The following is a 15760-nucleotide window of genomic DNA, read 5'->3' on the forward strand; positions in this document are numbered from 1 at the left end:
CTGCGCCCGAAACGTGGCGACAATCAGGCGGTGATCTTCGCCACGCCAAGCCGCGGTATGTCGATCGCCGGGCAGCGATCCATCACCACCTGCAGCCCCGCCGCCTCGGCGCGCGCCGCGGCCTTCACGTCGATCACGCCCAATTGCATCCACACCGCCTTGGCGCCGATCGCGATCGCCTGATCGACCGCCTCGCCCGCGACGGCCGAATTGCGGAAGATATCGACGATGTCGATCGGGTCGCCGAGCTGCGACAGCTCGCGGAACACGAACTCGCCATGCACATGCTCGCCGGTGATCTGCGGATTGACCGGGATCACGCGGTAGCCATGATCCTGCAGCGTCTTCATCACGCGGTTGCTCGGGCGGTCCGGGCGGTCGGAGGCGCCGACCAGCGCGATGGTCCGGGCGTTTTCCAGCAAGGCCTTGATCTCGGCATCGGTGGTCAGGGGCATGATCGTCCTTTCACTATCAGCTCAGGACGAACGGGCCGTGTTCATCCAGGCATCGACATGGGTCGCCACTTGCCCGAACGCCCCCACCTCGGCCGCGTTCCCGGCATCCGAGGCGGTGCGGATGGCGATATCGAGCGGGATGCGGCCGAGGAACGGGATGCCGAGCTGCGCCGCCGCCGCCTCCGCCCCGCCGCGTCCGAACGGATCGGAGATCTCGCCGCAATGCGGGCAGGCATAGCCCGCCATGTTCTCGATGAGCCCGATGATCGGCACGCCGGCTTTGACGAAGAAGTCGATCGCGCGCTTGGCATCGATCAGCGACAGGTCCTGCGGGGTGGAGACGATCACCGCACCGGCCGGCTTGTGCTTCTGCACCATGGTCAGTTGCACGTCGCCGGTGCCGGGCGGCAGATCGATCACCAGCGTGTCCACGTCGTGCCAATTGGCGACGATCAGCTGCGTCAGTGCGTTCGCCGCCATCGGCCCGCGCCAGGCGATCGCCTGGTCGGGCGGCACCAATTGCCCGATCGACAACAGGCCAATGCCATGCGGCGTCGGCACCGGATCGAGCAACTTGTCGGTCGCCTCCGGCCGCGTGCCTTCGACGCCCATCAGCTTGGGCTGCGACGGGCCGTAAATGTCGGCATCGACCAGCCCGACGCGGCGCCCCAGCGCGTGCAGGCCGAGCGCCAGGTTGCTGGCCACGGTGGATTTGCCCACCCCGCCCTTGCCGCTGGCCACCGCGATGATGCGCCGCATCATCCGCTCGCTGGCGGCGCGCTCGGCGGTCTGCGCGATGCGTACGGTGGCGATGCCCGGCACTCGGAGCACGGCGGCGCGCACCGCTGCCTCCATCGCGTCGGCCGCCGCCGGCGCCAGGCCGGTCACGTCGAGGATGATGCTGGCGCGATCGCCCTCGATCCGGGCGGTCGCGCGCGTACCGGCAATTGGCGCCAGAACCGCGTCCAATGTAATATCTTGTGTCATTGTTGCCGAGATAGGGGCGTTAGGGGCGCTTGCCACTGTTTTTCACGCCGCCCCACGCCTATAAAGATAGGATGACGATCCTCACCGGCTGGCTCCAGCGTTTCCATATCCTCAATTCCGACGCGCCGAAAAGCCCCTGGGGCACCGGCGGCAGTGGGGGCGGCAATGGCGGCGGCAGCGGTAGTGGCGGCGGCGGCGATGGCGGCCCGCGCAATCCCTGGGCGGTGCCCCCCGGCACGCCGCGCGGTGGCGCCAAGCCGACTGCGCTCGACGAATTCCTGCGTCGTGCCAAGGGCAATGGCGGCGGTGGCCCGGGCAGCAGCAGCGGTGGCGGCGGCGGGTTCAACATGCCCGGATCGCCCAATGCCAGGACGCTGTGGAGCATCGGCGTCGGCCTGATCCTCGTGCTGTGGATCCTGTTCACCAGCGTGCATCAGATCGGCCCGCAGCAGCGCGGCGTGGTCACCTGGTTCGGGCGCTACCTCAATACGCTGGAGCCGGGCATCCGCCTGACGCTGCCGGCGCCGATCTCGACCGTCACCAAGGTCGACGTGCAGAAGATCAGCACCGACGATTTCCCGGCCGGCTCAGGCGGCGAGAATCTCGTGCTGACATCGGACCAGAACATCATCGATCTGGCCTATTCGGTGCGCTGGGACATTTCCAACCCGCAGGATTACATCTTCCAGATCGCCGATCCGCACGAAACGGTCCGGGCGACTGCCGAGAGCGCGATGCGCGCCGTCGTTGCCACCACCTCGCTCGACGATGCGATCGGTTCCGGCCGCGGCGTGATTGAGGGCCGCGTGCAGGAATTGATGCAGCAGATCCTCAACAGCTATAATGCCGGCGTCCGCATCCAGGGCGTGGCGATCAAGCAGGCGCAGCCGCCGGCTGCTGTGGTCGACGACTTCAAGGCGGTGTCCGCCGCGCAGCAGGCGGCGCAGAGCAACATCAACCTGGCGCGCGGCTACGCCCAGCAGACGCTGGCTTATGCCCAGGGCGAGGCGACGTCGTTCGACAAGGTCTACGAGCAATATCGCCTGGCGCCCGACGTGACGCGTCGCCGCATGTATTACGAGACGATGGAAGCCGTATTGGCCAAGACCGACAAGACGATCGTCGAGGCGCCCGGGGTCGTTCCCTACCTGCCGCTGCCGAGCGGTGGCCGCCGTCTGCCCGACGTCACGCCGGAGACCCCGGCGCCCGCCCGGCAACCCGCCCCCATACCGGGAGCCGGCCAATGAACCGCGCCCTGTTCCGCAACCCGATCGCCGTCGGCATCATCGCGCTCGTCCTGCTGATCCTGCTGACCAGCATCGTCTCGATCGTGCCCGAGACGAAGCAGGCGGTGATCTTGCGCTTCGAACAGCCCTATCGCACGATCAACCGCTGGCAGCCCGACCAGCCGTTCGGCCGCACCGGCGCCGGGCTGATCGCCCGCCTGCCCTTTGCCGACCGCCTGGTATGGATCGACAAGCGCGTGCTCGACGTCGAGCTCGAGAACACGCAAGTGCTCTCGACCGATCAGCTGCGCCTGTCGGTCGATGCGTTCGCCCGCTTCCGCGTGGTCGATCCCTTGAAGGCAGTCGTCTCGACCGGCAGCGCCAGCGACACCGAGCAGCGCGTGATCAACCAGCTGAGCCCATTGCTCGGCTCGGCGCTGCGCAACGAACTCGGCAAGCGCCCGTTCGCCGCCTTGCTCAGCCCCGAGCGTGGCCAGGTGATGGACAATATCCAGGCCGGGCTGCAGCGCCAGGCGAGCCAGTATGGCGTGCAGATCGTCGACGTGCGCATCAAGCGTGCCGATCTGCCGGACGGCAGCCCGCTGGAATCCGCACTGCAACGCATGCGGACCGCACGGCAGCAGGAATCGGCGACGATCACCGCCCGCGGGCAGCAGCAGGCGCAGATCATCCGCGCCGAGGCCGATGCCAATGCGGCGAAGATCTATGCCGAGGCGTTCAACAAGGATGCCGATTTCTACGATTTCTACCGCGCGATGCAGTCCTACCGCTTCACCTTCGGGGCGAATGGCGACGGCAAGCCGCGTGGCAGCACATCGTTGGTATTGTCGCCGAACAACGCCTATCTTCGTGAATTCCAGGGGCGTGGTCGCTGATAGCCAAGTAACAAAGCGGAGCGACCGGTCCGTTCATATTCAATCGCCGTTCAGCAATTCACTGCAAAACTAGCAGCGTTGCTGTCCGGCAATCGAGAGGAAATACCCCACGTGCGTTATGCCTACGCCATCACCGGTGCCCTGCTGCTGAGCGGTACCGCCGCCACCATGATCTATCAGCCCCAGGCCAGTGCGCAGACCGCGCAGAACGAGCCCGGCGCGATCCAGGCCGCCGCGCCCAAGGCCGGCGCGCCGATGAGCTTTGCCGACATGGTCGCCAAGCTGCAGCCGGCCGTCGTCAACATCTCGACCAAGCAGACGATCGTCCAGCCGCAGCAGGCGAACCCGTTCCAGGGCACGCCATTCGGCGATCTGTTCGGCGGCGCGCAGGGCGGCGCCCCGGTCAAGCGTGAAGGCGCTTCGCTGGGGTCGGGCTTCCTGATCTCGCATGACGGCTATGTCGTCACCAACGCGCACGTGATCAGCCCCGGCGCGCGCGGTGCGACGGTCAACTCAATCGCGGTGACGCTGTCGAACAACAAGGAATATGTCGCCCGCGTAATCGGCCAGGATCGTGAATCCGATCTGGCCCTGCTCAAGATCGACGCGACCGGCCTGCCGTTCGTGCGCTTCGGCGATTCGGGCGGCGCCCGCGTCGGCGATTGGGTACTGGCGATCGGCGAGCCGTTCGGCCTCGGCGGTACGGTGACCGCCGGGATCATCTCGGCGATCAACCGCGTCACCGGCCAGGGCGGCGCCTATGACCGCTTCATCCAGACCGATGCGTCGATCAACCAGGGCAATTCCGGTGGCCCGATGTTCGATCTCAACGGCAACGTGATCGGCGTGAACAGCCAGATCTTCTCGCAATCGGGCGGCAATATCGGCATCGGCTTCGCCATTCCGGCGGCCACTGCCAAGCCGATCATCGAGACGTTCATGAAGGGCGGCACGATCAGCCGCGGCTATCTCGGCGTGACGCTGGGCGGTGCGATCGGCGACGATCAGGCCGCGGCACTCGGCATAGCCAAGAACCAGGGCGAGCTGATCGCCGGAGTCGAGCCGAGCGGCCCGGCCGCTAAGGCCGGCCTGCGCGCCGGCGACGTGGTGACCAAGGTCAACGGCGTGGCCGTGACCCCGGACTCGACCCTCTCCTACCTCGTCTCCAACGTGAAGCCCGGCCAGACGGCGCGGCTCGACGTGCTGCGCAACGGCCGCCCGACGACGCTCAGCGCCACGGTGGTGGCCCGTCCGGCAGCGGACAAGCTCGCGGCCCTGGTCAATGGCGGCAGCGACGATGGCGGCTTCGGCAAGGACGGCGACGATGACGACAGCCCCGCCGCGATCACCCCGGCGACCGGCAACGTGCTCGGCCTGGTCGTGCAGCCACTGACGCCCGGCATCGCCCGCGCGGTCGGCGTGGATGCGCAGACGCAGGGCGTGGTGATCGCCGCGGTCGACCCGGGCAGCGATGCCGCGCAGAAGCTGAAGCGCGGCGACGTGGTCAGCGCGGTGAACAGCACCCCGGTCCGCACCCAGGCCGAACTCACCGCCGCGGTCAACGCCGCCAAGGCCGCCGGCCGCCCGCAAGTGCTGCTGCTGGTGCAGCGCGCCAGCCCGGTAAAGGCGTTCGTGCCGGTCAAGATCAAGTAGTAACGATCCTCCCCGGCACGGGGAGGGGGACCGCTCGGCTTCTTCAGCCGAGTGGTGGAGGGTGGGGGGGCCCCCCCCCCCCCCCCCGCGGCCCCCCCCCCCCCCCACCCCCTCCGTCATGCTTCGCATGCCACCTCCCCGTGCCGGGGAGGATCTCTTCCGCTCTGGTCCCGCGCGCAGTAAGCGTCCTGCGACACACAGGAGCGATTATGGCGGACGGACCCACTCTCAGCGGCGCAATCTTCATCGGCAGCGCGCCCGGCGGCGCCAATCCGCAAAATCTCGAGCTCAAGCGCGCCAACCGCCACGGCCTGATCGCGGGCGCCACCGGCACCGGCAAGACGGTCACGCTGCAAGGCATCATCGAGGGCTTCTCTGAGGCCGGCGTGCCGTGCTTCGTCGCCGACGTGAAGGGCGATCTCGCCGGCCTCGCCATGCCCGGCTCGCCGCTCGCCAAGAGCCATGCCATCTTCGCCGCGCGCGCCGCGGAGCTCGGCATGACCGACTGGTCCTATGCCGACAATCCGGTGCAATTCTGGGATCTGTACGGCGAGCAGGGCCATCCCATCCGCACCACGATCAGCGAGATGGGCCCGCTGCTGCTCGCCCGCTTGCTCGACCTCAACGAGGTGCAGGAAGGCGTGCTGACCATCGCCTTCCACGTCGCCGATCAGGACGGGCTGCTGCTGCTCGACCTCGACGATCTGCAATCCATGCTGGTCCATTGCGGTGAGCGCGCCGCCGAACTCACCACCAGCTACGGCAATGTCAGCAAGGCCAGCATCGGCGCGATCCAGCGCGCTTTGCTGCAATTGCGCGCGCAGGGCGGCGAGCATTTCTTCGGCGAGCCGGCGCTCGATCTCGACGACTTCATCGGCGTCGACGATCGCGGCCGCGGCATCGTCAACATCCTCGCGGCCGACAAGCTCATGGCCAGCCCGAAACTCTATTCCACCTTCCTGCTGTGGCTGATGAGCGAGCTGTTCGAGCATCTCCCCGAGATCGGCGACCCCGACAAGCCGACCTTGTGCTTCTTCTTCGACGAAGCGCACCTGCTGTTCGATGCCGCGCCCAAGGCACTGCTCGACAAGATCGAACAGGTCGTGCGGCTGATCCGATCGAAGGGCGTCGGCATCTATTTCATCACGCAAAACCCGATCGACATTCCCGATACCGTCGCCGGGCAGCTCGGCAACCGCGTGCAGCATGCGCTGCGCGCCTTCACCCCGCGCGATCAGGCCGCGGTGCGCTCGGCCGCCACGACGTTCCGCACCAATCCTGGCGTCGATGTCGAGACCGCGATCGCCGAGCTCAAGGTCGGCGAGGCATTGGTCTCGTTGTTGCTGCCCGACGGCGCGCCCGCGCCGGTCGAGCGCACGCTGATCAAGCCGCCGCGCAGCCGCGTCGGTCCGGTCACGCCGGCCGAGCGCACCGTCCTGATCCAGACCGACCCGATCGGCGACAAATACGATGTGCTGGTCGACCGCCAGTCCGCCGAGGAACTGCTCGCCGCCAAGACCAGCGAAGCCAGCGCCGCCGCCGCCGAGGCCAAAGCGAAGACCGAAGCCGACAAGGCGGCGGCGCTACGGGCCAAGGAAGATGCCAAGGCGGCGCGCGAGGCCGAGCGCCAGCGCCTCGCCGAGCAGCGCGAGGTAGACCGCCAGGCCCGCCTGGCCGCCCAGGCACAAAAGGCCGCCGAGCGCGACGCGGCCAACAGCCCGTGGAACCGCGCCGTCACCTCCGCCACCCGCAGCGCCTCCTCCGCCGTCGGCCGCAGCGTCGCCAACGAAGTGTCGAAGGCGGTGTTCGGCTCGTCGCGGGGTGCTGGCGCCGGGATCGTGGGCGGCCTGGTGCGCGGTGTGCTCGGCGGGCTGTTCCGCGGACGCTGAGCCAATTCCCTCTCCCCTTGGGAGAGGGAGGGAGGAGCGAAGCGACGGAAGGGTGAGGGTGACGTCCAGAACACTCCTCACCCTCACCCTCCCACCGCTAACGCGGCGGGCCCCTCCCTCTCCCAATGGGAGAGGTGTATGGTGCCTCGAAATCTCAAGGAATCGGCATAATGACCTTCGACTCCCCCACCGACTGGACCGCCGCAGGCGAAGCCGAGCTTGCCGACGTCATCACCCTGCGCCGCGCGATCCACGCCGATCCCGAGGTCGGCCTCCACTGCCCGCGCACCGCCGACAAGATTCGCGCGGCGCTCGCCGGACTGCCGCTCGAGATCCGCGAAAGCACCTCCACCACCGGGCTGATCGCGATCCTGCGCGGCGGGCGCGACAATGGCCGCACCGTGCTGCTGCGCGGCGATCACGATGCGCTGCCGATGCAGGAGGAAACCGGCCTGCCCTTCGCCAGCCAGGTGCCCGGCGCAATGCACGCCTGCGGCCACGATTCGCACACCGCCATGCTGGTCGGCGCCGCCCGCGCACTCAGCGCGCGCAAGGATGACCTGCCCGGCACGATCGTCTTCATGTTCCAACCGGGCGAGGAAGGCTATCACGGCGCACGCTACATGATCGCAGACGGCCTGCTCGCCGATCCGGCGCCGGAAGCCGCCTTCGCGCTGCACATTTCGCCCAACATGCCCGCCGGCACCTTCGTCAGCCGCGCCGGCCCGCTGCTCGCCTCCACCGACGCGATCAACATCACCGTGCGCGGCCGCGGCGGCCACGCCGCCATGCCGCACGATTGCCTCGATCCGATCCCCGTCGCGTGCGAGATCGTCACCGCGCTCAGCACCTTCGTCGCGCGGCAGATCGCGGTCACCGATCCGGCCGTGCTGTCGATCACGAAGATCGATGCCGGTTCGGCCTACAACATCGTGCCCGAATGCGTGGAGATGAAGGGCACGTTGCGCACGCTGTCGCATGCCACGCGAGAGCAGGCCCACGCCGGCATCGCGCGCATCGTCGAGCATGTCGCGCTCGCGCACGGCTGCACCGCCGAGCTGCGCATCGACGAAGGCTATCCCGTGACCAACAACGATCCCCGCGCCGTCGCCCTGATCCGCGACATCGCCGAGCAACTCGGCGGCGAGCGCGGCTACCAGACGATGCCCGCGCCGATGATGGGCGGGGAAGATTTCTCCTACGTCCTGCGCGACATTCCCGGCGCCATGGCCTTTGTCGGCGTCGCGCCCGAAGGCACCGACCCCGCCACCAACCCTCCGCTGCACAACACCAAGATGACGATCCGCGAGGACGTGATGGCCCGCGGCATCGCCATGCACTGCGCGCTGGCCGAGCGCTTCCTGAACCAAGGGTTCGACTAAGCTCTGCGAGGCGGAGTCTACTGCTCCCCGGCGGAGGCCGGAGTCCAGTAGCGGAACGAAGGTTGGCAAGCGCCGCCTTCGCGACCGCTGCCTTCCCCACCAGGTACGCGCACCCGCCAAAGCCCCCCGTCACCCCGGACTTGTTCCGGGGTCCACCGCGCCACAAGCAAGGGCATTGCGGGAGGAGGAGTGGACCCCGGAACAAGTCCGGGGTGACGGTTTCGGTGGATGCAAACGCACAAAGAACCGCCGCTCAGCGTGGAAGAACGTAAACGCCGCCCCACCCCCACCCTCAAGTGCAAAGCTCACAAACCCACAGCTCCCCGGCGAAGGCCGGGGCCCAGTCGCGAAACGCGGATTGGCAGGCGCTGCGCTCCGCCATAGCCGTCTCGCGACTGGGCCCCGGCCTTCGCCGGGGAACGATGTAGCTTCAGAACGCCAGTCCAGAACCTCCATCCATCTCGCATCGCGCCCCCAACCGCCCCCTCACCGAGCCCCCCGCAGGCACTTCCATCACAATGCGGCGGCGGCCTGTCCTACAACACCGCTTTGTGCCAGGATCACCCGATGCCTCGCCGCTCTCCTCCACCCGGTGCCCCGACATCGCCCACCCGGCCACCTCCGACGAATGTCGAGGCGCCACGGGCGAAACACACCCGCAGCTCAACGTTCGCAACATTCGCGCGCGTGCCGGCGCCGCACCGCCATTCGGCCAGCCGTCCCCGATCGCCCGGCGGCCACCTGCCGCAATCCAACCGCGAACGCCCACGGCAAACGTCAAAACCGCACAAAAATCTCAACATTCGCCACCAGCACGCCGCCTCGATCTCCGGCCACCATGCTGAAACTACGCCAAAAAACATTCAACCAATCGGTAGCATCTTCACCGTCGGCGATTTCCGCCTTGTTGGTCGCCCCGCCGTCGGCAATGCACGCTAAACCCCACCCGAACATGATCGCCGCGGCCCGCCGGGCTGCGACCCGCCGGAGATAGAGATGGCCCTCGCCCCCCAACCTGCCCGGCCGCTCGCCGAACTGACGCTCCGCGGCATCGTGCTCGGCGCGCTGATCACGATCCTGTTCACCGCGGCCAACGTCTATCTCGGGCTCAAGATCGGCCTCACCTTTGCCACCTCAATACCGGCGGCGGTGATCTCGATGGCGATCCTGCGCTTCTTCAAGGGTGCCAACATCCTGGAGAACAATATCGTCCAGACGATCGCCAGCGCAGCAGGGACGCTGGCGGCGATCATCTTCGTGCTGCCGGGGCTGATCCTGGTCGGTTGGTGGCAGGGCTTTCCGTTCTGGACCACCGCCTTCGTCTGCGCGCTGGGCGGCGTCCTGGGGGTGATGTTCTCCGTGCCGCTGCGCCGTGCGCTCGTCACCGGATCGGACCTGCCCTACCCGGAAGGCGTCGCAGCGGCGGAAGTGTTGAAGGTCGGCACCGAGAGCAGCGACGGCGACACGGAGAATGCCCGCGGCCTGCGCGTCATCGTGTTGGGCTCGCTGGTCTCGGCCGGGTTCGCGTTGCTCGCCGCCGCCAAGCTAGCCGCGGCGGAAGCGGCCAAGAACTTCAAGATCGGCGCCAGCGCGACCGGTGTGTCGGCGAGCTATTCGATGGCGCTGATCGGCGTCGGGCATCTCGTCGGCATCTCGGTCGGCGCGGCGATGTTCGTCGGCATGCTGATCGCCTGGGCCGGGATGATGCCCTATCTCACCGCCGGGCTGCCCGGCGATGTCGACACGATCGTCGGCACGGTGTTCCGCAGCGACGTACGCTTCATCGGCGCGGGCACGATCGGCATCGCGGCACTCTGGTCGCTGGTGCGCATCCTCGGCCCGATCGTCGGCGGCATCCGCTCGGCGCTTGCCGCATCGCGGGCACGCGCCGGCGGTTCGGAATTGGAGCTGACCGAGCGCGACCTGCCGATCGGCATCGTCGGACTGTCCGTCCTGCTCACGCTGCCGCCGATCGCCTGGCTGCTCTACAGCTTCTCGGCCGGCGGACCGGTGCATGAAAGCCCCGTCGCGGTGATTGCGGGCACGTTGATCTACATCCTCGTCATCGGCGTGCTGATCGCTGCGGTGTGCGGGTACATGGCGGGGCTGATCGGCGCGTCCAACTCACCCGTCTCGGGGGTCGGCATCCTCGCCGTGCTCGGCGCGTCGCTGCTGCTGGTCGCCGTGTTCGGGCACGACACCGATCCTGCGCGCACCAATGCGCTGATCGCCTATGCCTTGTTCACCACTGCGATCATCTTCTCGATCGCGACCATCTCCAACGACAATCTGCAGGATCTGAAGACCGGGCAGCTGGTCGGCGCCACCCCGTGGAAGCAGCAGGTGGCATTGATCCTGGGCGTGCTGTTCGGCTCGCTCGTCATCCCGCTGGTGCTCAACCTGCTGAAGGAATCGTTCGGCTTCGTCGGCATGCCCGGCGCCGGGCCGAACGCACTGTCCGCCCCGCAGGCGGCATTGATCTCCAGCCTGGCCAAGGGCGTGCTGGGCGGCGATCTCAACTGGAACCTGATCGGCGCCGGCGCGCTGATCGGGGCGATCGTCATCGCCGTGGACGAGCTGCTCGGCCGTACCGGCAAATTGCGCATGCCGCCGCTTGCGGTCGGCATGGGGATCTACCTGCCGATGTCGCTGACCTTGCTGATCCCGATCGGCGCCTTGATCGGCCATTGGTACGAACGCCGCGCCGCCCGCGCGAGCAATCCCGAATTCGCGCAGCGCATGGGCGTGCTGGCCGCGACCGGGCTGATCGTCGGCGAAAGCCTGTTCGGGGTCGGCTTCGCCGGCGTCATCGCCGCGCGCGGCGGCCAGGTACCCGAAGGCTTCGGCGACAGCGTCGCGCAATGGGCGGAGCTCGCCGCCCCGACCGTCTTCGTGGCGCTGATCGTCTGGCTATACCGCCAGACGACAGCGCTGGCGAAATAGGCGCCAGCACTCACATGTCCGCAAGCAGCGCCTTGATCGGAATGAACGCAAAAGCCACCGAACTGTCGGCGACGCCATACGGCACGAACAACGTCTCGCCATGCCGGATCGCGCCGCAGGTGTAGACGACGTTGGGCACATAGCCCTCGCGGTCCTGGTCGGCGGCGGCCAGGATCGGGTGGACGGTCCGGCCGAGCACCTTGGAGGGATCGTCCTTGTCGAGCAGCACCGCGCCGATCGAATATTTGCGCATCGCCCCCACGCCATGGGTCAGCAGCAGCCAGCCTTCGTCGATTTCGATCGGCGGCCCGCAATTGCCGATCTGCACCAGCTCCCACGGGAATTTCGGCTCCAGCAGCCGCTCGCCCTCTTCCCAATGCGTCAGCGTGTCGGATTGCAGCAGGAACAGGTTCTCGCCGTCCTGCCGGCCCATCATCATGTATTTGCCCGCAATCTTGCGCGGGAACAGCGCCATGCCCTTGTTGCGGCTCGCCGGCCCCGACATCGGCACCAGATCGAACGCCCGGAAATCGCGGGTGCGCATCAGCTCCGACTGGATCACCGAGCCGTTATAGGCGGTGTACGTCCCGAGCCACTCCACGCTGTCATCGTCATGCGTGAACCGGACGAGGCGCAGATCCTCCAGCCCCTTGGATTGCGCCGCGGTGATCGGGAAGATCACCGTGCCCGACAGCGTCGAATCGCGATGGCGGTAGACAGTGATCGGGCCGACCGGCAGTTCCTCCTCTTCCTTGCCGATCGCGTCAGTCGCGGTGGCAAAGGGCGGCTCGGGCGCAAGCTTCAGCTGGTTGTGATCGGTGATGATCCCCTCGCGGAACGCGACCGAGGAGATGTGCCCCTCGCCCACCGCCCGCAAGCTCATCAGGATGCGCAGCGATCCGCTCGGCATGCCCGATTGATCGAAATGCGGCGTCGCCGATGGGTTCATAAGCGCGGCCGCGGCATAGCTATATTCGTGGCAGAAATAGGCGCCGATCAGCTGCCGCTTCTCGTCGCCGATCTCGCTGCCGTCGAGACCCATCATGGCCTCGATCTCGTCATAGCGCGTCATGAACACGCGGCGGGTCTGCCAGTGCCGCGCCTCGAAATCCTTGAGCACGATCTCCAGCTCGGCGCGCGTCTGCTGCGGGCTCATCTTGAGCACCTCGCGCACCAGGCGCTCGGTACGGCTGCCGCCATTGCCGGACCAGGCGAGATGGAATGGTCGCACGACGACGCGCGACGGATCGGCATGCAGCCGCAGTGCGTGATGGAACAGCTGTGTCACCGAAAAGCCTCGTTTACGACCCGCTACCTGCGCGTCGCAAGCGAGGCTATGCGACAGCGCTCGACGGCCCTGCCACGCTTTCGACGCGCTTTGATAGCCCTGAAATCGCACAAGAGGCGAGTTGCAGCGCCAAAATCGACTCCGCACCTTGATTGCGGTTAAGACCGGCGGGCATCAGGCCGTCAAAGCAGCCGCCGTCCGCCATCGTCGCCAGCGGCAGGTCGAGATCGTTCTGGCCGAGATACCAGCGATAGGCGCGATTGGCTTCGTCGAACCAGCGCTGGTCGGATGTGGCATCATAGGCTGCGACGCAGGCATCGACCGTGGCCTGAGCTTCCAGCGGCTGTTGATCGAATGGCAGCGGCTCCTGATAAACGCGACCGAAGCTTTCGGTACCCACTGCGCGGAAGCGACCCTCGGGCGAGGTCTGCCGGTCGACGATCCAGTCGAGCGTTTCCAGCCCGCAAGCGACGAGATCGTCGCGCTGCAAGGACAGCCCCGCCCGGATCATCGCCTCCGGCAACCGCGCATTGTCATAAGCGAGCACGATCTCGAACCACTGCCACTCCGGCCGGCGTGCCTTGGCGAGCAGCGCCAGCAGTTCGTCCGAGAAACGCGCCAGGATCTGGCGCGCGAGCGCGTGCCCCGGATGCGCGTCGAGCACCGCTGCCGCACCGAGCATGCAGAAGGCATGGGCGCGCGGCGATCCGAGTTCCAGCGCGAGCGATGCCGTCATGTCGAACATCGCCATCGCCCAGTCGCGGTGCTTGCTCTGACGCGCATCGCGCGCCGTGACACCGAGCGCCCACAAGGTTCGACCGTTCGAATCTTCGGAGCCGAATTCTTCGCACCACGAGCGATCGAAGTTCATGAAGTTGCGGAAGCGGCGGACATCCGGGTTCCACGCATATTGGATGAACGACTGGTAGATCGTCATCCATTTGTCGCGCGTAACTTCATCAAGTTCGTGCATACGGGTGAGTAACATCAGCGCGCGGACATTGTCGTCGATGCAATAGCCGTGGCGCCGGTCCGGTACCGAGTAGATCGAATGCTGCAACATGCCGGTGGAGTCGCTCATCCGCTCGACGGCGGCGAAATCCGGCCTCAGGATCGGAAAGGCGGCGCCAGATTTGGCGAGACGCAATGGCTTGGCCGACACCATCGTCGCGATCTCGCGCATCGCCGTCTCGGCGAGCACCGGCCAGATCATCGTCCGGCCACGCGCATAGGCTCGCTCCGACAAGCGCGTGCGATTGCGATCGCTGCCGAGCAGCAGGTTTATCTCGCGTGCGAAGGCGGCGCTGTCGCCGAAATCGACGAGCACGCCGTGCCCATCGGCCAGGATCTCGGTCGCATGGACATACGGGGTGGAGACCACGGCCTTGCCGACACCCACCGCATAGGAAAGCGTGCCGGAAGTGATTTGCGCGGGATTGCTGTAGGGCGTGGCATAGACGTCCGCGGCCTGCAGATAGTCGATCAGCTCGTCATGTTCGAGGAACGCGTCGATGAACTCGACATTGGCGCCGACGCCGAGGCTGTCGGCCAGCGCCTTCAACCGATCGCGATACTTCTCGCCTTCGCGCGCGACGAGGTTCGGGTGCGTCGCGCCGAGCACGGCGTAGAGCACGTTGGGATTGGCCTCGACGATCGCCGGCATCGCTTCGATCAGCGTCTCGATGCCCTTGTTGGGCGCGAGCAGGCCGAAGGTCAGCACGACCTTGCGCCCTTCCCAGCCGAAACGGGCCTTGAGGCTGTCCGGATCGACGAAGTCGCGGTCCGGCACGCCGTGCGGGATCATCACGATCGACCGGCTACTGGCGCCATAGACACGCTCGAGGATCTCACGACCCCGTTCCGCCATGACGACGACGCGCGACGCGCAGCGCAGCAGGCCTTCCATCACGCGACGTTGATCGGTGTTGGGCTTTTCGAGGATCGTGTGCAGCGTGACGATGATCGGCACGGTAAGACGATCCAGCAGCGCCAGAATGTGCTCGCCCGCGGCACCGCCGAAAATGCCATATTCATGCTGCAGCCAAACCGCCTTGGCGCCGCTCGCCTCGATCGCACGGGCGGCCGCGACATAGGCGGACTTATCCTGCTCCGCGATGCTCATCGTCACCTCGGGCGGATATTCGTACATCCCCGGATGATCGTCCATCGCATAGACATCGACCGTCAGATCCCGATACCGACCCTTAAGGGCGGTGAAGGTGTCGGTGGTGAAAGTTGCCAAGCCGCATTTTCGGGGCAAGAAGTTACCGACCAGCGCGATGTGATCGATGCCCGAAATCAACTCTGCGACCTTCTCCATACGACTACCTTAAAGTGTGAACTGGAGCTTGGAACTCCAACCGCCGTGAAACGGCTTCACCCCAATATGGTTGCGGTAATGTTGCAGCGCAATATGGCGATCACGCTCGATCAGCCGATATTTACGTCGGATGAACGAGATTCTGCGACCAACCGTTGGCGCGATCAGCCGCGCCCGCGATAGCTCGGCACGTCCTGTGATGGAAGCCACAGGCCTTGCGGCGGCTCGCCCGACTGCCAGAAGACGTCGATCGGGATGCCGCCACGCGGGTACCAATAGCCGCCGATGCGCAGCCAGATCGGCTGCATCTCGGCCACCAGGCGCTCGCCGATCCCGACCGTGCAATCCTCATGGAACGCCTGGTGGTTGCGGAAGGAACCGAGGAACAGCTTGAGCGACTTGGACTCGACGATGGTGGCGGCCGGCGCATAATCGATGACGAGATGCGCGAAATCGGGCTGCGCGGTGACCGGGCAGAGCGACGTGAATTCTGGAACCGTGAACCGCACCAGATAAGGCCGGCCGGTGCGCGGATTGGGGACATAATCGAGGATCGCGTCTTCGGGAGATGCAGGAAGCGCGCTGGGCTGGCCGAGATGGGTTGGGGTCATGCGCGCGATATAGGGGCACGACACCCGACCGTCACCCCGCGCCATGCCGGATCGATGCGCCGGCTGCGCGGCTCCGCCATTGTCCGCCGAGGCGAGCGCCGGAACAAGTC

Annotated in this window: 12 protein-coding genes; 6 read left to right on the plus strand and 6 right to left on the minus strand. The window is 66.8% G+C overall.

Translation table 11 applies throughout. The features are described from left to right. Nucleotides 1-23: 23 nt before the first annotated feature. Both NV382_RS06590 and NV382_RS06595 read right to left on the minus strand, forming a co-directional pair. Entirely contained in the window at nucleotides 24-455 is a 432-nt protein-coding gene (locus NV382_RS06590) for a CoA-binding protein (protein ID WP_260599712.1), read from the minus strand. 21 nt (nucleotides 456-476) lie between these two features. After that, nucleotides 477-1442: an Mrp/NBP35 family ATP-binding protein gene (locus NV382_RS06595; RefSeq protein WP_312026768.1), complete on the minus strand. Its 966-nt coding sequence runs from the start codon at nucleotides 1440-1442 to the stop codon at nucleotides 477-479. A gap of 71 nt (nucleotides 1443-1513) precedes the next feature. On the opposite strand from NV382_RS06595, the gene hflK reads away from it, so the two are divergent. The 5 genes from hflK to NV382_RS06620 all read left to right on the plus strand — a co-directional run bounded on the left by hflK (nucleotide 1514) and on the right by NV382_RS06620 (nucleotide 8488). Further along, nucleotides 1514-2689: a protease modulator HflK gene (hflK, locus tag NV382_RS06600; RefSeq protein ID WP_260599713.1), complete on the plus strand. Its 1176-nt coding sequence runs from the start codon at nucleotides 1514-1516 to the stop codon at nucleotides 2687-2689. Next, nucleotides 2686-3564 (plus strand): protease modulator HflC, encoded by an 879-nt coding sequence (hflC, locus tag NV382_RS06605; protein WP_260599714.1) that lies wholly within the window; start codon nucleotides 2686-2688, stop codon nucleotides 3562-3564. The genes hflK and hflC overlap by 4 nt, the downstream gene beginning before the upstream one ends. A 111-nt stretch (nucleotides 3565-3675) precedes the next feature. After that, entirely contained in the window at nucleotides 3676-5217 is a 1542-nt protein-coding gene (locus tag NV382_RS06610) for a Do family serine endopeptidase (RefSeq protein ID WP_260599715.1), read from the plus strand. 209 nt (nucleotides 5218-5426) lie between these two features. Beyond that, entirely contained in the window at nucleotides 5427-7106 is a 1680-nt protein-coding gene (locus NV382_RS06615; RefSeq protein ID WP_260599716.1) for a DUF853 domain-containing protein, read from the plus strand. Between the two features lie 170 nt (nucleotides 7107-7276). Continuing rightward, nucleotides 7277-8488 carry a M20 metallopeptidase family protein gene (locus NV382_RS06620; protein ID WP_260599717.1) on the plus strand — a complete coding sequence of 404 codons (1212 nt, stop codon included), beginning with the start codon at nucleotides 7277-7279 and terminating at the stop codon, nucleotides 8486-8488. A gap of 777 nt (nucleotides 8489-9265) precedes the next feature. Here NV382_RS06620 and NV382_RS06625 read toward each other — a convergent pair. Further along, complete coding sequence (locus NV382_RS06625) at nucleotides 9266-9442, minus strand: hypothetical protein (RefSeq protein ID WP_260599718.1); 177 nt, start codon at nucleotides 9440-9442, stop codon at nucleotides 9266-9268. A 42-nt stretch (nucleotides 9443-9484) separates the two neighbouring features. On the opposite strand from NV382_RS06625, the gene NV382_RS06630 reads away from it, so the two are divergent. Continuing rightward, entirely contained in the window at nucleotides 9485-11431 is a 1947-nt protein-coding gene (locus NV382_RS06630) for an OPT family oligopeptide transporter (RefSeq protein ID WP_260599719.1), read from the plus strand. A 10-nt stretch (nucleotides 11432-11441) separates the two neighbouring features. On the opposite strand, the gene NV382_RS06635 is transcribed toward NV382_RS06630, so the two are convergent. The 3 genes from NV382_RS06635 to queF all read right to left on the minus strand — a co-directional run bounded on the left by NV382_RS06635 (nucleotide 11442) and on the right by queF (nucleotide 15650). Next, entirely contained in the window at nucleotides 11442-12719 is a 1278-nt protein-coding gene (locus NV382_RS06635) for a glycoside hydrolase family 130 protein (RefSeq protein WP_260599720.1), read from the minus strand. Nucleotides 12720-12765: 46 nt separating this feature from the next. After that, entirely contained in the window at nucleotides 12766-15039 is a 2274-nt protein-coding gene (locus NV382_RS06640) for a glycosyltransferase family 4 protein (protein WP_260599721.1), read from the minus strand. Between the two features lie 164 nt (nucleotides 15040-15203). Beyond that, on the minus strand, nucleotides 15204-15650 hold the full coding sequence (queF, locus tag NV382_RS06645; protein WP_260599722.1) for a preQ(1) synthase: 447 nt from the start codon (nucleotides 15648-15650) through the stop codon (nucleotides 15204-15206). Between the last annotated feature and the right edge of the window lie 110 nt (nucleotides 15651-15760).

Source organism: Sphingomonas endolithica, from assembly GCF_025231525.1.
In the GTDB taxonomy this organism is placed as follows: Bacteria; Pseudomonadota; Alphaproteobacteria; order Sphingomonadales; family Sphingomonadaceae; genus Sphingomonas; species Sphingomonas endolithica.